Annotated in this window: 18 protein-coding genes; 6 read left to right on the forward strand and 12 right to left on the reverse strand. The window is 69.9% G+C overall.

Going from position 1 to position 19,073, the window contains the following annotated elements; translation table 11 throughout:
• Position 1 precedes the first annotated feature (1 nt).
• The 8 genes from rpoZ to pyrR all read right to left on the reverse strand — a co-directional run bounded on the left by rpoZ (position 2) and on the right by pyrR (position 9,537).
• A complete protein-coding gene (gene rpoZ / locus DRB06_RS10505) occupies positions 2 to 409 on the reverse strand; it encodes a DNA-directed RNA polymerase subunit omega (RefSeq protein WP_073332023.1) in 408 nt (135 codons plus the stop codon).
• Positions 410 to 505: 96 nt separating this feature from the next.
• Positions 506 to 1,081, reverse strand: a complete 576-nt coding sequence (gene gmk / locus DRB06_RS10510) for a guanylate kinase (RefSeq protein WP_073332021.1) — start codon at positions 1,079 to 1,081, stop codon at positions 506 to 508.
• Between the two features lie 28 nt (positions 1,082 to 1,109).
• A complete protein-coding gene (pyrF, locus tag DRB06_RS10515; RefSeq protein WP_111819908.1) occupies positions 1,110 to 1,991 on the reverse strand; it encodes an orotidine-5'-phosphate decarboxylase in 882 nt (293 codons plus the stop codon).
• Positions 1,988 to 5,314, reverse strand: coding sequence for a carbamoyl-phosphate synthase large subunit (gene carB / locus DRB06_RS10520; protein WP_111819909.1), 3,327 nt, complete (start codon positions 5,312 to 5,314; stop codon positions 1,988 to 1,990). The genes pyrF and carB overlap by 4 nt, the downstream gene beginning before the upstream one ends.
• Complete coding sequence (gene carA, locus DRB06_RS10525; protein ID WP_111819910.1) at positions 5,314 to 6,627, reverse strand: glutamine-hydrolyzing carbamoyl-phosphate synthase small subunit; 1,314 nt, start codon at positions 6,625 to 6,627, stop codon at positions 5,314 to 5,316. Before carA ends, carB begins: the two co-directional genes overlap by 1 nt.
• The gene (locus DRB06_RS10530; RefSeq protein ID WP_111819911.1) at positions 6,624 to 7,949 is read right to left on the reverse strand and encodes a dihydroorotase; all 1,326 of its coding nucleotides are present in this window, start codon (positions 7,947 to 7,949) and stop codon (positions 6,624 to 6,626) included. The genes carA and DRB06_RS10530 overlap by 4 nt, the downstream gene beginning before the upstream one ends.
• Complete coding sequence (locus DRB06_RS10535; protein WP_111819912.1) at positions 7,946 to 8,950, reverse strand: aspartate carbamoyltransferase catalytic subunit; 1,005 nt, start codon at positions 8,948 to 8,950, stop codon at positions 7,946 to 7,948. Before DRB06_RS10535 ends, DRB06_RS10530 begins: the two co-directional genes overlap by 4 nt.
• Positions 8,947 to 9,537, reverse strand: a complete 591-nt coding sequence (pyrR, locus tag DRB06_RS10540; RefSeq protein ID WP_073332009.1) for a bifunctional pyr operon transcriptional regulator/uracil phosphoribosyltransferase PyrR — start codon at positions 9,535 to 9,537, stop codon at positions 8,947 to 8,949. Before pyrR ends, DRB06_RS10535 begins: the two co-directional genes overlap by 4 nt.
• 345 nt (positions 9,538 to 9,882) lie before the next feature.
• Here pyrR and DRB06_RS10545 point away from each other — a divergent pair, with 345 nt between their 5' ends.
• Positions 9,883 to 10,269 carry a hypothetical protein gene (locus DRB06_RS10545; RefSeq protein WP_111819913.1) on the forward strand — a complete coding sequence of 129 codons (387 nt, stop codon included), beginning with the start codon at positions 9,883 to 9,885 and terminating at the stop codon, positions 10,267 to 10,269.
• A gap of 61 nt (positions 10,270 to 10,330) precedes the next feature.
• Here the strand turns inward: DRB06_RS10545 and DRB06_RS10550 are convergent, their stop codons facing one another.
• The 4 genes from DRB06_RS10550 to DRB06_RS10560 all read right to left on the reverse strand — a co-directional run bounded on the left by DRB06_RS10550 (position 10,331) and on the right by DRB06_RS10560 (position 13,492).
• Complete coding sequence (locus DRB06_RS10550; protein WP_111819914.1) at positions 10,331 to 11,203, reverse strand: SDR family oxidoreductase; 873 nt, start codon at positions 11,201 to 11,203, stop codon at positions 10,331 to 10,333.
• Between the two features lie 74 nt (positions 11,204 to 11,277).
• Positions 11,278 to 11,445, reverse strand: a complete 168-nt coding sequence (locus DRB06_RS16215) for a hypothetical protein (RefSeq protein ID WP_181575257.1) — start codon at positions 11,443 to 11,445, stop codon at positions 11,278 to 11,280.
• Positions 11,426 to 12,343, reverse strand: a complete 918-nt coding sequence (locus DRB06_RS10555) for a GIY-YIG nuclease family protein (RefSeq protein WP_111819915.1) — start codon at positions 12,341 to 12,343, stop codon at positions 11,426 to 11,428. The genes DRB06_RS16215 and DRB06_RS10555 overlap by 20 nt, the downstream gene beginning before the upstream one ends.
• A 192-nt stretch (positions 12,344 to 12,535) precedes the next feature.
• Positions 12,536 to 13,492, reverse strand: coding sequence for a sugar-binding transcriptional regulator (locus tag DRB06_RS10560; protein WP_111819916.1), 957 nt, complete (start codon positions 13,490 to 13,492; stop codon positions 12,536 to 12,538).
• 256 nt (positions 13,493 to 13,748) lie between these two features.
• Between DRB06_RS10560 and DRB06_RS10565 the strand changes: the two genes are divergently transcribed.
• The 5 genes from DRB06_RS10565 (at position 13,749) to DRB06_RS10585 (ending at position 18,889) form a co-directional block, all read left to right on the forward strand.
• Positions 13,749 to 14,741, forward strand: coding sequence for a phosphotriesterase (locus DRB06_RS10565; protein WP_111819917.1), 993 nt, complete (start codon positions 13,749 to 13,751; stop codon positions 14,739 to 14,741).
• A 15-nt stretch (positions 14,742 to 14,756) separates the two neighbouring features.
• Positions 14,757 to 15,425 carry a 3-dehydro-L-gulonate-6-phosphate decarboxylase gene (locus tag DRB06_RS10570; protein ID WP_111819918.1) on the forward strand — a complete coding sequence of 223 codons (669 nt, stop codon included), beginning with the start codon at positions 14,757 to 14,759 and terminating at the stop codon, positions 15,423 to 15,425.
• Positions 15,422 to 16,306, forward strand: coding sequence for an L-ribulose-5-phosphate 3-epimerase (locus DRB06_RS10575; protein ID WP_073331994.1), 885 nt, complete (start codon positions 15,422 to 15,424; stop codon positions 16,304 to 16,306). The genes DRB06_RS10570 and DRB06_RS10575 overlap by 4 nt, the downstream gene beginning before the upstream one ends.
• 151 nt (positions 16,307 to 16,457) lie before the next feature.
• Positions 16,458 to 17,405, forward strand: coding sequence for a sugar kinase (locus DRB06_RS10580; protein WP_073331992.1), 948 nt, complete (start codon positions 16,458 to 16,460; stop codon positions 17,403 to 17,405).
• 89 nt (positions 17,406 to 17,494) lie between these two features.
• The gene (locus DRB06_RS10585) at positions 17,495 to 18,889 is read left to right on the forward strand and encodes an MFS transporter (RefSeq protein ID WP_111819919.1); all 1,395 of its coding nucleotides are present in this window, start codon (positions 17,495 to 17,497) and stop codon (positions 18,887 to 18,889) included.
• The last annotated feature ends 184 nt before the right edge of the window (positions 18,890 to 19,073 follow it).

The following is a 19,073-nucleotide window of genomic DNA, read 5'->3' on the forward strand; positions in this document are numbered from 1 at the left end:
GTCAGAACTGGATGTCGTCCAGGCCGGTGGCGGTGCCCGGCTCGTCCTGGCCGCCCAGGTCGATCGGCGCGTCCAGCGAGATGTCGGAGAACATGTCCTCCTCGGCGGCGCGGCGGGCCGCCTCGGCCTCGGCGCGCCGGGCGCGGGCCTCATCCCCGGAGATGACCTGGAGCTTGTCCTCGGCGACCTCGCGCAGGGCGATGCTCAGGGCCTTCTCCTCGTTGTCGGCCTCCACCAGGGGGCCGAAGTACTCGAACTGGTTGTCCTCCAGCTGCTGGTTGTAGCTGTTGATCTGCCGGGCGCGCTTGGCGGCCTCCACCACCAGCCCGTACTTGGAGTCGACCTTCTCCAGGAGGTCGTCAATGGGAGGGTTGGTGATTCCCTCGGGGTCGGCAGAGGTTCCGAGCATGTGCTTGTCTCCCAATGTGTTCTGGTACCGGATCGGGTGCGAGCCTGGCCGGATGCGTGCACACCCGGCGCATCACCGCACCGCAAGCACCCTAGTCTAGCGGCTCAGCCCGAGCACGTCCTCCAGCTCATCCGTGGCACGTGCCACGGTGTCGTTGACAATGGTGCGGTCGAACTCGTCGGCGGCGGCCAACTCCACTCGGGCGGTTTCCAGCCGGCGAGCGCGCTCGGCCGGGTCCTCGGTGCCGCGCCCGGCCAGGCGGGAGACCAACTCCTCCCAGCTGGGCGGGGCGATGAAGATCAGCTGTGCCTGCGGCATGGAGGCGCGCACCTGCCGGGCGCCGGCCAGGTCGATCTCCAGCAGGGCGGGGCGGCCGGCGTCGAGCTGCTCCTGCACCGGGCGGCGGGGGGTGCCATAGCGGTGGGTGCCGTGCACCAGCGCCCACTCCAACATTTCGCCGGCCGCCACCAGGCGGTCGAATTCCGCATCGGAGACGAAGTGGTAGTGCACGCCGTCGCGCTCACCGGGTCGGGGGGCGCGGGTGGTGGCGGACACCGAGACGAACAGGTCGGGGTGGCGACGCCGCAACTCGGCGACGAGCGTGCCCTTCCCCACGGCGGTCGGCCCGGCGATGACGGTGAGGCGGGCGGGCGGCACCTGGGCTGCGGTCATGGGCACATCATGCCTTCTTCTGCGCCCTTCACGCGCGCAGGGCGGCCGCGGCCTCGGCGGCCGCCCGGGCCGCGGCCCGGCGCAGCTGCACGGGGTCGGGGCCGTCACCCAGCACGCCGCGGGAAGACGAGGCCAACACATGGGCCCGGGCGGGTCCGAAGACCGCCTGCAACTCGGGCGCGCCGGCCCCCTGCGCCCCCACGCCGGGCGCCAGCAACGGGCCGCCCGCGGCCAGCAGGTCCAGGTCCAACTCGCGCACGCCGTCGCCCACGGTGGCGCCGACCACCAGGCCCACGCTGCCGAGCTCACCGGCGGCACGGGCGGCCGCGTTGGAGGCGGCCGCGCCGGCGACCACCTCGGCGGCCACCGCCCGCCCCGAGGCGGTGCGGGCGTGCTGCACGGCCGCACCCTCCGGGTTGGAGGTCAGCGCCAGCACGAACACGCCCCGCCCGGTCGCCGCGGCCGCCTGAAGCGCGGGCCTCAGCGAGCCGTAGCCCAGGTACGGGGAGACGGTGATCGCGTCGGCGGCCAGCGGGGCCCCGTCCGCCAGGTAGGCCTGGGCGTACCCGGCCATGGTGGAGCCGATGTCCCCGCGCTTGACGTCCAGGATGGCGAGCGTGCCCGCCCGCCGCAGGGCGGCGAGCACCTCCTCCAGGACGGCGATCCCCGCCGAGCCGTGCCGTTCGAAGAAGGCCGACTGCGGCTTGACGGCCGCCACCCGCCCGGCCAGGGCCTCCACCACGCGCAGGGAGAAGTCCCGCAGTCCGGCGGGCGTGTCCGGCAGACCCCAGGCGTCCAGCAGGGCGGCGTGCGGGTCGATGCCCACACACAGCGGGCCGTGGGCATCCATGGCGGCGGCCAGACGCACGCCGAAGGGCAGCCGCCCGGCGGCGGGGGGCTGCGCGCTCATGCGTCCACCTTCGCGGCGTCGCGGCGCCGGGACCGGTCGGCGTCGTGCTGCTGCAGGCTGCGCACCCGGAAGGGGCCCGCCAGCTGCGCCTCCAGCGCCTGCACCGCCGCCTGCAGCTCCTGCACGGTGGTGATGATCGGCTTGTCGGCGCTGGTGGTGGCGGCACGGATGGAGTAGCCGTCGGCGCGGGCGCCCTGGCCCTTGGGGGTGTTGATCACCATGTCGATGGCGCCGGACTCGATCAGGCCGACGATCGTCTGCTCGCCGTGGGCGCCCTGGCCCTGGCTCACCTTGCGCACGGGCGTGGCGCTGATGCCGTTGCGGCGCAGCACCTGGGCGGTGCCGGCGGTGGCGTAGATGGTGAACCCCAATTCGGCCAGGCGGGCGACGGGCAGCACGATGGCGCGCTTGTCCCGGTCGGCGACGGACACGAACAGGGCGCCCTCACTGGGTAGGCCGCCGTAGGCGCCGTTCTGCGACTTGGCGAAGGCGCGCGGGAAGTCGACGTCGAAGCCCATGACCTCGCCGGTGGAGCGCATCTCCGGGCCCAGCACGGTGTCCACCACCCGGCCCGCCGGGGTGCGGAACCGCTTGAACGGCAGCACCGCCTCCTTCACGGCGATCGGGTCCAGCGGGTCGGTGATCGCGGCGTCGTGGGCGGGCAGGTGGCCGGAGGCCTTCAGGGAGGCGATCGACTCGCCGGCCATGAGCAGGGCGGCGGCCTTGGCCAGCTGCACGCCGGTCGCCTTGGACACGAAGGGCACGGTGCGGGAGGCGCGCGGGTTGGCCTCGATCACGTACAGGGTGTCGGAGACCAGGGCGTACTGGATGTTGATCAGCCCGCGCACCCCCACCCCGGCCGCGATGGCCTCGGTGGAGCGACGGATGCGGGCGATCTCCGTGTCGGACAGGGACATGGGGGGCAGCACGCAGGCGGAGTCGCCGGAGTGGATGCCGGCCTCCTCGATGTGCTCCATGACGCCACCGAGGAACAGCTCGGTGCCGTCGTAGAGGGCATCGACGTCGATCTCGATGGCGTCGTCGAGGAAGCGGTCGATCAGCAGGGGGCCGTTGGCGTAGGCGCCGCCGGCCTCCGCGGAGGCACGGGAGAGGTAGTCGACCAGGCCATCGCGGTCGTAGACGATCTCCATGCCGCGCCCGCCCAGCACATAGCTGGGTCGCACCAGCACCGGGAAACCGATCTCCGCGGCCACGGCCAGGGTCTGCTCGTCGCTCAGGGCAGTACCGTGGGCGGGCGCCGGCAGGCCGGCCCGCTCCAGCACCACGCCGAAGACCTCCCGGTCCTCGGCGGCGTCGATCGCCTCCGGGGTGGTGCCCAGGATGGGCACGCCCGCCGCCTTCAGCCGGGCCGCCAGCGACAGGGGGGTCTGTCCGCCCAGCTGGACGATCATGCCGGCCACCGGGCCGGCCGCCAGCTCCGCCTCGTAGACCTCCATGACGTCCTCGAAGGTCAGCGGCTCGAAGTACAGGCGGTCGGAGATGTCGTAGTCGGTGGAGACGGTCTCCGGGTTGCAGTTGACCATGACCGTGTCGTAGCGCGCGGACAGGGCCATGGTGGCGTGCACGCAGGAGTAGTCGAACTCGATGCCCTGGCCGATCCGGTTGGGGCCGGCGCCCAGGATGATCACGGCCTCCCGTTCGCGGGGGGCGACCTCCGTGGTCTGGTCGTAGGTGGAGTACAGGTAGGGGGTGTTGGCGGCGAACTCGGCGGCGCACGTGTCCACCGTCTTGTACACCGGTCGCAGCCCGAAAGCGTGACGCACCTCGCGCACCGTCTCCTCCCCGATACCGCGCAGGGAGGCGATCTGCGCGTCGGAGAAGCCATGCCGCTTGGCCCGCCGAAGCAGCTCGGCGGTCAGTGCCGGTGCCGCGCACATCTCCTCGGCGATCTCCTGCAGCAGGAACATCTGGTCCAGGAACCAGGGGTCGATCGCGGTGGCCTCGAACAGGGCCTCCATGGTGGCGCCGCCGCGGATCGCCTGCTGCAGGTCCACCAGGCGGTGCTCGGTGGGGGTGCGCAGCGACTCGATGAGCTCGGGCAGCTGCTCGGGGGTGGGGGCGGGGCCGTCCCAGTGGAACACCGAGCCGGACTTGTCGATGGAGCGCATGGCCTTTTGCAGGGCCTCGGTGTAGCAGCGGCCCAGGGCCATGGCCTCCCCCACCGACTTCATGGTGGTGGTCAGGGTGGGGTCGGCGCCGCGGAACTTCTCGAAGGCGAAGCGCGGCACCTTGACCACCACGTAGTCGACCGCCGGCTCAAAGGACGCCGGGGTGGAGCCGGTGATGTCGTTGGGGATCTCGTCCAGCGTGTAGCCGATGGCCAGGCGGGCGGCGATCTTGGCGATGGGGAAGCCAGTGGCCTTGGAGGCCAGCGCGGAGGAGCGGGACACGCGCGGGTTCATCTCGATGACGATCACGCGGCCGGTGTTGGGGTGGACGGCGAACTGGATGTTGCAGCCGCCGGTGTCCACGCCCACCTCCCGGATGACGGCGAAGGCGATGTCTCGCAGCTGCTGCAGTTCCCGGTCCGTCAGGGTCAGAGCCGGGGCGATGGTGATGGAGTCGCCGGTGTGCACGCCCACGGGGTCGACGTTCTCGATGGAGCAGACCATCACGCAGTTGTCGACTTGGTCGCGCATGACCTCCAGCTCGATCTCCTTCCAGCCGAGGATGGACTCCTCCAGCAGCACCTCGGTGGTGCGGGAGTCGGCCAGGCCCTGCCCGGCGATGCGCTCGAGGTCCTCGGCGTTGTAGGCGAAGCCGGACCCGAGCCCGCCCATGGTGAAGGAGGGGCGTACCACCACGGGGTAGCCGCCGAGCGCCTCCACTCCGGCGTGGCACTCCTCCATGGTGTGGGCGATGACGCTGCGGGCGACCTCGGCGCCGCAGCGCTCGACCACGCGCTTGAACTCTTCCCGGTCCTCGCCGGCGTTGATGGCGTCGGCACGGGCGCCGATCAGCTCCACGCCGTACCTGTCCAGCACGCCGGACTCCACCAGGCTCATGGCGGTGTTCAGGGCGGTCTGGCCGCCGAGCGTGGGCAGCAGCGCGTCGGGACGCTCCTTGGCGATGATGGCCTCGATGACCTCCGGGGTGATGGGTTCGACGTAGGTGGCGTCGGCCATGTCCGGGTCGGTCATGATCGTGGCCGGGTTGGAGTTGACCAGGATGACGCGTACGCCCTCGGCGCGCAGCACCCGGCAGGCCTGGGTGCCGGAGTAGTCGAACTCGCAGGCCTGACCGATGACGATCGGGCCGGAGCCGATGACCAGAACGGAGGAGATGTCGGTACGGCGGGGCATCAGGCGTTCTCCTCGGTGTCGGTGGCGGGGGCGGTGGTCGCGGCGGCGACGCGGTGCTCGTGCATCATGCGTATGAAGCGGTCGAACAGGTGCTCGCCGTCGTGTGGGCCGGCGGCGGCCTCGGGGTGGAACTGGACGGAGAAGGCGGGCAGGTCCAGGGCGCGCAGGCCCTCGACCACGCCGTCGTTGAGGTCGATGTAGCTGACCTCCACGCGGCCGTAGCGCCCGGAGTCGAAGGGGGCGGTGGAGGGGCCGTCGGTGGGGGCGTCGACGGCGAAGCCGTGGTTGTGGGAAGTGATCTCCACCCGGCCGGTGGCGCGGTCCAGGACCGGCTGGTTGACGCCGCGGTGCCCGTAGCCGAGCTTGTAGGTGCCGTAGCCGAGCGCCCTGCCGAAGATCTGGTTACCCAGGCAGATGCCGAAGAAGGGGATGCGCGCGTCCAGGACGCCGCGCAGCAGGGCCACCTCCTTATCGGCGGTGCCGGGATCGCCGGGGCCGTTGGAGAAGAAGACGCCGTCGGGTTGCAGGGCGCGTAGCTGCTCCAGGGTGGTGGACTGCGGCAGCACGTGCACGCGCACACCGCGCTCGGCCAGCTGCCAGGGGGTGCGGGCCTTGATGCCCAGGTCGATGGCAGCGACGACGGCGACCGGCTCCTGGCCGGCGAACTCGCCGCGGGGCTCAACCACGTAGGCCTCGGTGGTGGTCACCTCGGCGGCGAGCGCCTGGCCGGCCATGGCCGGGGCGGCGCGCACGGCGCTCAGGCAGGCCTCCAGGGCCGCCTCGGAGGGAGCGGAACTGGGGTGCTCGGCGAAGCCGTCGGGCAGGGCATCGCCGGAGAAGATGCCGGCGCGCATGGCGCCCCGTTCGCGCAGGTGACGGGTCAGGGCCCGGGTGTCCACCTCGCAGATGCCGACCACGCCGTAGGTGACCAGGTCGGACTCGAGTTCACGGCGGGCCCGCCAGGAGGAGGCGCGGCGGGCGGGGTCGCGTACCACGAATCCGGCGACCCAGATGCGGTCGGATTCGCCGTCCTCGTCGTTGACGCCCGTGTTGCCGATGTGCGGGGTGGTCATGACCACGATCTGCCGGTGGTAGGAGGGGTCGGTGAGGGTCTCCTGGTAGCCGGTCATGCCGGTGTTGAAGACGATCTCGGCGACCGTGGAGCCGGTGGCTCCGTAGGAGCGGCCCACCAGGGTGTAGCCGTCCTCCAGGACCAGCAGCGCCGGGGTGCGCTCGATCGGCGCGCCGGCGGGCAGGGCGGGGCTGGTGAAGCCGCCGTACGCTGCCGGGGTCGCGGGGTTGGGGGCGCTCATGCATGCTCCTTCGGTTCGGTCTGCTCGACGGGCCGGCCGGCCAGCACGGTCGGGCGGCCATGCAGGAAGGTGGCCATGACCCGTCCGGGCAGTTCCATGCCGGCGTAGGGGGTGTTGTTGGAACGTGTCCACTGGGCGTCCGGGTCCACCACGCGGCGCACGCTCGGGTCGACCACCGTCAGGTTACCGGGCTCGCCGACGGCCAGTGGACGACCCTGGTCGTGCAGGCGGCCGATGCGGGCGGGCGTCTCGGACAGCACCCGGGCCACGTCCCGCCAGGTCATGCGGCCCGGCTCGACCATGGTGGCGATGATGATCGGCAGCGCGGTCTCCAGGCCGGTCATGCCGAAGGCGCCGGCCTGCCACTCGCAGTCCTTGGACTCGCGCGGGTGGGGGGCGTGATCGGTGCCGACCACGTCGATGGTGCCATCGGCGAGCGCCGCCCGGACGGCCTCCACGTCCTCGGCGGTGCGCAGCGGCGGGTTCACCTTGTACAGCGGCGAGTAGGTGCGCGCCTTCTCGTCGGTGAGCAGCAGGTGATGGGGTGTGGCCTCGGCGGTGACGTCGATGCCGCGGGCCTTGGCCCAGCGGATGATCTCCACGCTGCCGGCGGTGGACAGGTGGCACACATGCAGGCGAGAACCGACATGCCCCGCCAGCAGGACGTCGCGGGCGATGATCGACTCCTCGGCGACGGCGGGCCAGCCGGCGAGGCCGAGCTCGGCGGAGACGCGACCCTCGTGCATCTGGGAGCCCTCGGTCAGGCGGGGGTCCTGGGAGTGCTGCGCGATCACGCCGTCGAAGGACTTGGCGTACTCCAGGGCGCGGCGCATGAGCACCGGGTCGGATACGCACTTGCCGTCGTCGGAGAAGACGCGCACGCGGGCGGCGGAGTGGGCCATGGCGCCCATCTGGGACAGGTGCTCGCCCTTCAGCCCCTCCGAGACGGCGCCGACGGGGTGGACGTCCACCCAGCCGGCCTCGTTGCCCAGGCGCAGCACCTGCTCGACCACGCCGGCGTTGTCCTGCACGGGGGTGGTGTTGGCCATGGCGAACACGGCGGTGTAGCCGCCGACGGCGGCGGCGCGGGTGCCGGTGTAGACGGTTTCGGCGCTCTCTCCGCCGGGCTGGCGCAGGTGGGTGTGGATGTCCACGAGCCCGGGCAGCAGCACCAGGCCGGCCAGGTCGTCGTGGCGGTGGGTGTCGGTGGGGGCCTGGGCGACGGCGTCGGGGCCGATGGCGGCGATGGTTTCGTCGATGACGAGGACGTCGGTGGGGTCCTCGCCGTAGGGGCGGACCCCGGGCAGGAGGTGGGCGGTCACAGCTGGTTCCCTTCGTCGGCGAGGAGCAGGTAGAGGGCGGCCATGCGCACGGAGACGCCGTTGCCGACCTGCTCGACCACGCGCGAGCGGGGGTCGTCGGCGGCGTCGGCGGTGATCTCCAGGCCGCGGTTCATGGGCCCGGGGTGCATGACGATGGCGTGCTCGGGCATGGCGGCGCGGCGCACCGCGCCTAGTCCGTAGCCGCGGGAGTACTCCCCGGGGCTGGGGAAGTAACCGCCGCCGGCGGCGCTCATGCGCTCGCGCTGCACGCGCAGCATCATCACGGCGTCGGGCTCGACGGCGGCGATGGCGGCGTCGAAGTCGTAGGACACGTCGCAGGGCCAGTCATCCATGCCCACCGGCAGCAGGGTGGGCGGAGCCACAAGGGTGACGTGGGCGCCCAGGGTGGTGAGCAGGTCGACGTTGGAGCGGGCCACGCGCGAGTGCAGCACGTCGCCGACGATGATGACGCGGGCGTCTTCAAGGTCGCGGCCGCGGGGGGCGGGGCTGCCGTCGCCGGCGCGGGCGGAGCCGGAGGCCGGCCCGCCGGGGGTGTACCAGCGGCGCAGGGTCATGGCGTCCAGCAGTGCCTGGGTGGGGTGCTGGTGGGTGCCGTCGCCGGCGTTGAGCACGGGCACGTCGATCCAGCCGGCGTGGGCGAGCAGGTGGGCGGCGCCGCAGGCGGAGTGACGCACCACCACGGCGTCTGCGCCCATGGCCATGATGGTCTGGGCGGTGTCCTTCAGCGACTCCCCCTTGGACACGGAGGAGCCCTTGGCGGAGAAGTTGATGACGTCGGCGCTCAGCCGCTTGGCGGCGGCCTCGAAGGACAGCCGGGTGCGGGTGGAGTCCTCGAAGAAGAGGTTCACCACGGTCTTGCCGCGCAGGGTGGGCAGTTTCTTGACGGCGTGACGCTGGGTGGCGGCCATGGCCTCGGCGGTGTCGAGCACCATCACCGCCTCGTCGTGGGACAGGTCCTTGGCGGACAGCAGGTGCTTCATCGGGTGGCCTCCTGGGTCGCGGCATCGACGATGGTGACGGCGTCGGCGGCGGCGCCGAGTTCGGTCAGGGACACGACCACCTTCTCGTTGCGGGAGGTGGGTAGGTTCTTGCCCACGTAGTCGGCGCGGATGGGCAGCTCGCGGTGGCCGCGGTCGACCAGCACGGCCAGTTGCACGGCGTCGGCGCGGCCGATGGCTCCCAGGGCGTCCAGGGCGGCGCGGATCGTGCGGCCGGAGAAGAGCACGTCGTCGACCAGGATGACGGTGCGGCCCTCGAGGCTCTCCCCCGGGATGCGAGTGGGCTGGGGCACGCGGATCGGGTGGCGGCCGAGGTCGTCGCGGTACATGGTGATGTCCAGGGTGCCGACCGGTGGGGCGCCGGCGGGGTCGTCGTCCTCCTTGGCGGCGACCTCCAGGGCTGCGGCCAGGCGCTGGGCCAGCGGGACTCCCCCGGAGGGGATGCCGAGGAGCACCAGATTGCTGCTGCCGCGATTGCGCTCGAGGATCTCGTGGGCGATGCGGACGAGGGAGCGCTGGATCTCGGCGGCGCCGAGGATCTGCTTCCCGGTGGACTGTGCTGCGGCCACGGTGCGTGGACCTCCTTCTCCGCCTCACTGGACGGGCTTCAAGGATGTCGTTCGGAGCGATGTTAGCGCAGCGCCTGGGCCGGTGCGGCCGGCGTCCACCCGGTGAACGTCGGCCGCACCGGCGAGTGCGGCGCGCCGGGCCGACACCGCGCACACGAGTTCTCCCCTGATACACGCGTTTTGGAGGTTTGCGGGTGCTGGGCACGTGCAAACCTCCAAAACGCGTGATCGTGGCGGCAACGCATGTTCGTGATGGCCTGCGCTTGGGCGTGCCGCACGCTTTGACGGACAATGAGTCAAGGCTCGAGCCGCTCGGACTCGGGCCGCCCGGCAGAGGAGCCGACCATGACATCTGGACACACCGGCGTCCGCCCCATGCAGACGGGCCGTCAATCCCTGCTCGCCCGGATCATGCTCATCCTCATCGCATTGACCATTGCGGTTCTCGGCTCCGCCGGGTTCGGCACCTGGGTGGCCTTCATCTACGACGGCGGGACGCCCACGCTGATCCCCTTCGCGCTCGTTGGGCTTCTAGGCGGGTTGTTCGCGCTGTGGGGCCTGTCCGAGCAGTCGGCGAAATGGGTCGGCCTGGCGGCCGTGCTTCAGGTGTTCGCGCCGATGGGTGCGGCGTGGGCGGCCAGCCTGGTCCTCGCGGTGTTCGGAGCGGTCGTGCTGGTGATGCAGCGGAGGGCCGGCCGTCACCTCCCGGACCGGCAGCACGCCCACGCCTAGGATGCCGCGTCGCTCGACGTCGATCACCGCGTGAGATCGGGTCCGGCTTGGGCTGAGTTGCTCAGCGCAGCACCTCGGCCAACGTGAGTGGCGTCCGCCCGGTGAGCGCGCGGACGTCGTCGGTGACGGTGGCGAGGACGCCGGAGGCAATGGCGGTGTACGTGGACACCCAGGCGTCCAGCTGCCAGTCGGGCACGCCGTAGCTGCGCCGGGAGGCGTAGGCCTCCTCCAGGCTCTGGTCCCGGTAGACGGTGGGGCGGCCGGTGACGACCGTGATGGTGGCCGCCGCCTCGGCCAGGGTGAAGGCCTCGGGCCCGGTGAGTTCGTAGGTCGCGCCGTCGTGGCTGGTGTCACCGGACGCGGCGGCGGTGAGGATGGCGGCGGCGCTGCGGGCGACGTCCGCGCGAGCGACCGCGGCGACGCGTCCGGAGCCCGCCGGACCGGCGATGACGCCGTCGACGGCCAGATCGGGGATGAAGTCGGCGTAGAAGGAGTCGCGCAGGAAAGTGAAGGCCATGCCGGACTGGCGCAGGTGCTCCTCCGTGGCCTGGTGGGTGCGGGCCAGGGTGAAGGCGGCGTCGGGGGCGGCGGCGAGGAAGCTGGTGTAGACGACGTGCCGTACCCCGGCGGCGGAAGCGGCGTCGATGAAGGTCTTGTGCTGCTCGAGGCGGTCGGCGCTCTCGGCCGCGGAGACCATGAACAGCAGGTCGATTCCCTGCAGGGCCTGCGCGGCGGCGTCGGCCTGGCCGTAGGAGGCGACGGCGACGTCGTCGGCCCAGGCGGGGGCCTTCGCCGGGTTGCGCACGAGGAGGCGCTGATGCAGGCCAGCGTCGTGTAGCAGCTCGGCGACACGGCCACCGACCTTGCCGGTGGCACCGGTGACGGCGATCGTAAGCGGGCGGGCGGAGGGGTCTGGGCCAGCAGCGGTGCTCATGGCACCTGTCTACCCCACTCCCCCACGGGCCGGCGCAAGGAACTCGCCGAGGCGGGTGGCATGGCGTCAGCGCCTCAGCGCCAAGTCCCACGCCAGTCGTACAGGGGCGCGGTGGTCTGGTACTCGCGCAGTCCTACGATCTTGCCGTCGACCGAGCGGGCGATAGACGCACCATCGAAAACGGTGCGTCGCCCCTCCCAGGTGCACTCGAAGGACCACCGCTCAGGGCTCCTGCACGGCATTCTCGACCTCGGAATCCTCAATCTCCTTCAGGCTCCTGCCCCCACGCTTCCACTCCGTCCTCCCGTTCAAGGAGGCGCCTCCAACGAACCCGGCGGCACCAGACGGGCTATTAAAAAGCAAGTCCTCAGTGGTAACCCAATCCTCCCCTATTGCGTACACGTAGTGATCCCTTAGCCTTTCAATGCTGACCGGGTGGCTCGGTGTGAGCTCAGCGTTGATCCGACTATCTTTCAATACCACGAAGCCGTCTGGTGTTTGCAGGCCGCGCGCAAACGCTCCGTTATACCTGAGCTCAAAGACGCCTTCAGCGCGCTCCGCCCTGTGCACGTCAACAAAGTCCGGCTCAGAATCGGGCACGGTGGTGTCTAGGGGTTCGAACACCTTGAATCCCAATGCCCCAATGACCGTGCGGGCGTAACCAATGAACTCCTCCAACTCCGCCTCTTTCTCCTCGGTCACCTTTCCCGGTGAGGGGCAGTTCCCGTTGGTGACCTTGTATCTGGCGGCATCGGCGGCCATACGGTAGAAGCGGTTCTCCAAATAGCTGATTTCAGTAGGTCCGAAGGAGTCGTTCTGAGTAGTGACGGCGATGACGTGCGTGAAGTAGTCCTGGCTATCGTCCCTCTGTATGTGCTCGTAGATGCGGCCAAGCATGCCGCTGCCGTTTGCTCGTTCGCGTGCCTGGCCAACGTAGACCTGCGCTTCCCCGGTCTCATCGTTCGTGCCGAAAAGCAGGTAGACGCCGGTCTGCTGCAGGTCTGGACGCGCGGGATCCTTGTCCAGGCAGGTGCGAGGCAGGGAGTAGACCAGACCGGTCCAGTTGCTCAGCGTGGCCTTGATACGGAAACGGGGGTCACCATCAACGAGGAACAGTTGGATCGTGCGCGGCTGGCTCATGGCTGGACAGTACCTGCGTGATATCAGGGAGAGGCTGCCGATCACTGTCACAATTGATGACAAACGGGGCCGATCGACGTTTGCGACATTCGAAGACCGTTGATACCACGCCGTTTCGTCGGAGGTGTTCCGGGTGAGCAGCGGCCTTTGGCATCGATTTTGACAGTTCCGCCGCGCCCCCAGGTTAGACGCTCAGTTTCCCTCGAGTACCGCGCGGGCGGTGACCTCGTCGGTGACCAGCGCGGAGAGGTAGCCGCCGCGCAGGGCCGCGCGGATCGCGGTCACCTTCTCCTCGCCCGCGGCCACGCCGACGACGAAGGGAATCCCCTTGAGGCGCTCGGGCTCCATGCACAGGGTGCGCTCGCACAGCGCCGTGGGCACGTGTCGTCCCTCGGCGTCCAGGTGGTGCCCGCACACGTGTGCAACCGCGCCGCGCCGGCGGCACTCGCGCACCACCTGCGGCGTCATCCACTTGCGCAGCAACGGGCTGGTGGACTCCCCCACCGCGCCGATGCCCGTCAGGGCGACGTCGCTGCGGGCGGCCAACTCCAGCGTGGTGGCGACCTGGTCCTCTTGGCGCACGGCGCGCGCCAGGTTCAGCGAGTCGAAGACCAGCGGCACGGTCAGCGACCGGTAGCGACCGCCCAGCCGCATGGCCAGGTTGCGGCACACGTCGCCGCCGTCGCCGAGGTCGTAGGACTCCCCCGCCGAGCCGATCATCGCCACCACCGTCGAGGTGGGCCAGGTGCGCTCGGGCATCTGATGCACGACGGCGGCCACGGCCCGCCCGTTGGACACCGCGATCACCGACCGCGGGCCGCAGTGCTCAACCAGCAGCTCCGCCGCGGCCCGGGCGACGTCGGGGGTGACGCCGGGAACGAACGGACGGGACACCTCGGTGACGCGAGCCTGTTTGAGGCCGAAGGCGGAGGTGAGCTCCTCCTCCAACGCCATCAGCCGCTCGATGGGGTGTGCGACCGTCACCTGAACGATCCCGACTCGGCGGGCCTCGGTCAGCTTGCGTGAGACCGTGGAGCGCGAGTAGCCCAGGCGCTCGGCGATCTCGTCCTGACTGAGGTCCTTGTCCCAGTACAGGTGGGCGATGTCCAGCAGCAGCCGCGCGTGTTCGCGATCCAAGGTTGCGCACATAATTGCATCTTACAGCCAGATAACCTAGCTTTCACCTCAATTAGGCGTAGGCAAACAGGTTATGAAGGCCACCCGCCCTGAGGTAAGGATGCACGGATGTGCAGCACACGCCCTTGGGGGTGGCATCGTCCCGCCTTAGCGTGAAGCCACCGCGGCGGTGAGGGCCGGTGGTTACAGCCAACTCTCGCCGGCACCTGCCGGCACAGATACCGCCCGGTGTGCAGTACATCGCTCATCCGTTCGAAGGAGAACCCCCATGGCAATCGTCCGCACCATTCACGGCGACGTCGACCCGTCCACGCTCGGCGTCGTCAACGCCCACGACCACCTCATCCGCGTCGGCGCGGGCGAGGTTTACATCGACCCCGACCACCTCCTGGACGACGAGGACAAGGCGGTCGAGGAGGCTGGCTACTTCGTCGACGCCTCCAAGCGCTTCGCCCCCACCGCCACCATCGTGGACATGTGCCCGGCGTCCTCCGGCCGCGGCGTGCTCAAGCTGAAGCGCGTCGTCGAGCGGGTCCCCGACCTGCAGGTCATTCAGGCCACCGGCTTCCACCAGCAGAAGGTCTACCTCGAGTGGCGCCAGTCCTGGGTCAACCAGTACACCGTCAACGAGATCGCCGACCTGCTGATCGCCGACATCGTCGAAGGCGTGGACGCCAATGACTACATGGGACCGCTGGTCAAGCGCACCGACGTGCGCGCCGGCGTCATCAAGTGGGCGACCGCCTACGGCAAGATCACCGACTGGGAGGTCAAGACCGGTAAGGCCGTCGCCATCGCCTCTAAGGAGACCGGCGCGCCCGTCAACACCCACGTCACCGCCGGCACCTGCGGCCCCGAGCAGGCCCGCTTCCTGATCGAGCAGGGTGTGGCCCCGGAGAAGATCGCCATCGGCCACATCCAGCGCAACTGGGACCCGTGGATCCAGGAGCAGATCACCAAGCTCGGCGCCTACGTGGAGCTGGACGGCACCAACCGCATCAAGTACGTGCCGGACAACGCCCGCGTCAACCTGCTCAAGGTGCTCGGTGAGAAGGGCTACGGCAAGCAGATCCTGCTCGGCACCGACTCGGGCAAGGCCTCCTACCAGAAGGCCTACGGCTCGGTCTCCGGGATCGACTACGACCCGGCGGTGTTCTGCCCGCGCCTGATCGACGACGAGGGCTTCGACCCCGACTACGTCCAGGACCTGCTGGTGAACAACGCCGCCACGTTCTTCGCATTCGAGCCCCTGGCCGACTGAGCGAGGCGAGTTGAAATGAGCGAACCCCGCAACACGCCCAGGCTCCAGATCGCCCTGGACACCCTGGACCAGCCCAGCGCGCTGGGCCCCCTGCAGCAGGCGGCGCCGTACGTCGACGTCATCGAGTGCGGCACCATCCTGATCCTGTGCGAGGGCTACCACGCGGTGCGCAACATTCGCGCCCTGTTCCCGGACAAGCAGATCCTCGCCGACGTGCGCATCGCGGAGGCGGGCGCCAAGATCGCCCGCCTCGCCTTCGAGGCCGGCGCGGACCTGGTCTCCTGCGTGGCAGGCGCCTCCATGACCACCATCGAGCAGGTCTGCAAGGTCGCCGCCGAGTTCGACGGCGAGGTACAGGTGGAGCTGGCCGACGAGTGGTACGACCCGGAGCGGGCCCGCGCCTGGCGCGCCGCCGGCGTCCAGCACGTCATTGTCAAACGGTCCCGCGACCGCGAGGCCTCCGGCGACCTGTCCTGGAAGGCCGAGGACATGGACCGGGTCGACGAGCTGGCGGACATCGGCTTCACGGTCACCGTCACCGGCGGCATCAACGTGGCGGACCTGCCGGCCTTCGCGGGCCGCAGGGTCGGCATCGTCATCGCCGGACGCTCGATCGTCGGCGCCGAGGATCCGGCCGCCGCCGCATCTGCGCTGCGCGACGCCATCGACGAGGTGTGGTCATGAGCGTGACCTCCCTCGACGACGGTATCCGCCTGGGCATCTACGAGAAGGCCCTGGTCGGCAACCCGCTGGCCACCCCCGACGACTGGGCGGGCTTCCTCGCCCAGGTGCCGCAGGCCGGCTACTCCTTCCTGGACCTGTCGGTCGACGAGTCCCCGGAGCGGGAGGCCCGCCTCGAGTGGGGGCCACGCCAGTGCCGCATGGTACGTGAGGCCGCCGAGTCGGTCGGCACCGGCATCGGCGGGGTGTGCCTGTCGGTGCACCGGCGCATAGGCCCGGGCTCGGCCGACCCCGAGGTACGGCGTCGGGCCCGCGAGGTCATGGCCCGCGGCCTGGAACTGTGCCACGAACTGGGGGCGCCCGTAATCCAGATCGCGGGCTATTACGCCTACTACGAGGACCCCCACCCGGACGCCGAACGCTGGTACGGCCAGCTGCTCGCCGACGCCGTGCCCCTCGCCTCTCGCCTCGGGGTGGTGATGGGGATCGAGAACGTCGACGGCACCGACGTAACCTCGATCCGCAAGGCCATGGAGTTCGTCGACGCCGTCGGCTCCCCCTACCTGCAGGTCTACCCCGACCTCGGCAACATCGCCGAGCAGGGGCTTGACCCCGCCGTCGAGTTGGAGGCGGGCCGCGGGCACATGGTGGCCATGCACGCCAAGGATGTGCGCCGCGGCGAGCCTCGGCGGGTGGAGATGGGCACCGGCATCGTCGACTGGGACAAGTCCTTCCAGCTGCTCGCCGCCCAGCACTGGACCGGTCGGCTCATGATTGAGATGTGGAACGACGACGCGCCCGACTCCGTCGCCCGTTGCGTGGCCGCACGCGAGTTCATTGAGGGCAAGGCCGCCGGCGCCGGCATCGCCATTCAGAGGCCCTGAGCATCATCAGACGACTCGCAACGCGAGCCGCACGCGGCACACACGCCGTCATCCCCTGACCGTCTTCGAGAACCCCTACGGCTGCAGCCAGACAGGCAGCCGCAGCGCCGCCCATTCGCGGCCACACACAGTCAACCAGAAAGACCGAACAATGACGTACGACCTGACCACTATCGGTGAGGGGCAGATCCGCCTCACCTGTGAGCGTGGCGAACGGCTGTCCACAGCCCGCTCACTGCGCATGACCGCTGCCGGCTCCGAAGCCAACGTCGCCGGACTGCTCAGCGAGCTCGGCCGCTCAACCGCCTGGGCGTCGAAGCTGCCCAAGGGTGAGCTGGCCGACCGCATCGCCCTGGAGTATTCCGCCGTCGGCGTGGACATCCGTCACACGGTGATGACGGAGGAGGGCCGGGTGGCCCTGTACTTCCTCGAACCGGGCGAGTTCCCGCTGCCGGGCAAGGTGACCTACGACCGGCTGCACACGCCCTTCCGCACCATCACGCCGGAGGAGTTCAACTGGGATGCCCTGCTGGACACCCGCGTCGTCTTCCTCACCGGCATCACGGCGGCGCTCACCCCCGAGACCGCCCGGGTGGTGCGCTACTTCGCCGACGCCGCCGTCGAGCGGGGCGTGGACGTCGCCCTGGACGTCAACTTCCGCTCCCTGCTGTGGACCGGCGAGCAGGCACGCGAGACCCTCGAGCCGATCGCGCGCCAGTCCTCGATCCTGTTCTGTTCGCGTACGGACGCCCGGGTGGTGTTCGGCATCGACAAGCCGGACGTGCAGGCCTGCCACGCCCTGCGCGAGGAGATGGGCGTGCCCACGGTGGTCTCCACCGACGGCCGCGCCGGTACCTACCTGTCGACGGCGGAGAAGGATCGCATCTTCGAGATCCACTCCGTCCCGGTGATCGACCGGCCCGGGGCAGGTGACTCCTTCGTCGCCGGCACGCTGCACGGTTGGCTCGACGGCGACGTCGAGAAGGGCATCCAGATGGGCACCAAGGTCGCCCAGATCGCGCTGACGCACCACGGCGACCTGACCCACGTGCGTCCCGGCGAGCTGCAGACCCTGCAGAGCTCGGACATCGTCCGCTGAGCAAATCGACCGCACCGCCGGGCGGCGCACAGCCGCCCGGCGGCCGGCCCCTAATCAAACGTCTGCTCAATCGACAAGATCGGATTGAAATGAGTACACAAGCAACGGCGCCTGCGGCGCCGCGGGGGAAGACCGCCCCTGAACAAATCGACAATCATCACCTCACCGGTCACCAGAAGTCGCTGATCGGCATGGCGATCGTGGGCAACGTGTCGGAGTTCTTCGACATGTTCCTAATCGGCTTCATCATCAACCTCCTCATCGAGACTCCGGGCTGGAACCTGACCGGATTCCACTCCGGCGTGATCCTCGCCGGCTCCGGCCTGGGCACGGTCCTCGGCTCCATTACCTGGGGCCGACTGGCGGACGTGTTCGGTCGCAAGGCCGCCTTCATCTGGTGCATCGTGGTGCTGGTGGTCTTCACCGCTGGCTCCGCCTTCACCCCGGTAAACGGCTGGATTCTGTTGGCCATCCTGCGCACCGGTGTGGGCTTCGGCGTCGGAGGCCTCAACATCACCTCCGTGCCCTTCGTGCAGGAATTCGTACCCGCCAAGCAGCGCGGCCTGTTGGCCGGGCTCACGAGCGTGTTCATTCCGGCCGGTATCTTCCTGGGCGGGCTGGTGACCAAGTACTTCGGCGATGCGCTCGGCTGGCGCGGACTGATCGCCGTCGGCTGCATCCCCATCGTGCTGCTCGCCTGGGCGCGCATCATTCCCGAGTCGCCGCGCTTCCTGCAGTCCCGCGGGCGTGACCGGGAGGCCAAGGAGGCCTACGCGTGGGCCATGGAGATCCCCATGGAGCAGGTGGCCGATCTGCCCGACATCAAGGAGACCTCGTCGGCGTCCTACTCGGTCATCTTCAAGAAGTACCCCAAGCAGCTGCTGGTGGTCGCGGTCGGATCCTTCTGCTTCATCATGGGCTCCTTCACGGTGCAGTCCTGGGGACAGACGCTGCTGGGGCAGTCGTTCAAATTCTCTGCGGGCGCCGTGGCGACCCTGTTCATGTTCGTATCTCTCGGTGACCTGCTGGGCCGCCTGGGATCGGCCTGGATCTCCGACAAGATCGGACGGCGCTGGACCATGTTCGGCTGCGGCATGATCGGTGCCGTCGGCGCCCTGATCGCCGCCTTCTCCACACGGATGGTCTCCTCCGGCGGAGAGATCGGCAACGCCGGCTACGTGTTCTTCGCCGGAATCTTCATCGTCATGATGTTCGGCGACGGCGCCTTCGGCATCCTCAACGCCTTCGGCGGCGAGCAGTTCCCCACGGAGGCCCGCTCCACCGGCCTCGGCCTGGGGTACGGGATCGGCGCGATTGCCAAGGTCGTCGGCCCCTACTTCGTCGGTGCCCTGGTGGGCTCCTCGGAGCTCAGCCCGGAAGTGGTGTTCCTGCCCTTCATCATCTTCGCGGTGCTGCTGTTCCTGGGTGGCGTGGTCTACCTGTTCGCCCGCGAGACGAAGGGTGCCGCACTAGAAGACATCTGAGTGCCCCGTCGTGGCCGCGGTCCGCGGACCACGGCCACGACGTCGCCAACTGCTCGGCCGACGCCGAAGCCCGGGACAAACGGGTTGCCCCCGGAACCGTGTGGGTTCCGGGGGCGGCCCGCACCGTGCCGGGCGGCGACTCGGGGCGGGGCACCGGCTCGGGGCGGACGGGTTGGTTAGTGTT

Source organism: Actinomyces sp. Z5 (assembly GCF_003287795.1).
In the GTDB taxonomy this organism is placed as follows: Bacteria; Actinomycetota; Actinomycetes; order Actinomycetales; family Actinomycetaceae; genus Actinomyces; species Actinomyces glycerinitolerans.

Bases quoted from the DNA above. Each gene is read 5' to 3' on its own strand.
- rpoZ (WP_073332023.1), bottom strand. From the start codon at position 409: ATGCTCGGAACCTCTGCCGACCCCGAGGGAATCACCAACCCTCCCATT.
- gmk (WP_073332021.1), bottom strand. From the start codon at position 1,081: ATGACCGCAGCCCAGGTGCCGCCCGCCCGCCTCACCGTCATCGCCGGG.
- pyrF (WP_111819908.1), bottom strand. From the start codon at position 1,991: ATGAGCGCGCAGCCCCCCGCCGCCGGGCGGCTGCCCTTCGGCGTGCGT.
- carB (WP_111819909.1), bottom strand. From the start codon at position 5,314: ATGCCCCGCCGTACCGACATCTCCTCCGTTCTGGTCATCGGCTCCGGC.
- carA (WP_111819910.1), bottom strand. From the start codon at position 6,627: ATGAGCGCCCCCAACCCCGCGACCCCGGCAGCGTACGGCGGCTTCACC.
- DRB06_RS10535 (WP_111819912.1), bottom strand. From the start codon at position 8,950: ATGAAGCACCTGCTGTCCGCCAAGGACCTGTCCCACGACGAGGCGGTG.
- DRB06_RS10545 (WP_111819913.1), top strand. From the start codon at position 9,883: ATGACATCTGGACACACCGGCGTCCGCCCCATGCAGACGGGCCGTCAA.
- DRB06_RS10550 (WP_111819914.1), bottom strand. From the start codon at position 11,203: ATGAGCACCGCTGCTGGCCCAGACCCCTCCGCCCGCCCGCTTACGATC.
- DRB06_RS16215 (WP_181575257.1), bottom strand. From the start codon at position 11,445: ATGCCGTGCAGGAGCCCTGAGCGGTGGTCCTTCGAGTGCACCTGGGAG.
- DRB06_RS10555 (WP_111819915.1), bottom strand. From the start codon at position 12,343: ATGAGCCAGCCGCGCACGATCCAACTGTTCCTCGTTGATGGTGACCCC.
- DRB06_RS10560 (WP_111819916.1), bottom strand. From the start codon at position 13,492: ATGTGCGCAACCTTGGATCGCGAACACGCGCGGCTGCTGCTGGACATC.
- DRB06_RS10565 (WP_111819917.1), top strand. From the start codon at position 13,749: ATGGCAATCGTCCGCACCATTCACGGCGACGTCGACCCGTCCACGCTC.
- DRB06_RS10570 (WP_111819918.1), top strand. From the start codon at position 14,757: ATGAGCGAACCCCGCAACACGCCCAGGCTCCAGATCGCCCTGGACACC.
- DRB06_RS10575 (WP_073331994.1), top strand. From the start codon at position 15,422: ATGAGCGTGACCTCCCTCGACGACGGTATCCGCCTGGGCATCTACGAG.
- DRB06_RS10580 (WP_073331992.1), top strand. From the start codon at position 16,458: ATGACGTACGACCTGACCACTATCGGTGAGGGGCAGATCCGCCTCACC.
- DRB06_RS10585 (WP_111819919.1), top strand. From the start codon at position 17,495: ATGAGTACACAAGCAACGGCGCCTGCGGCGCCGCGGGGGAAGACCGCC.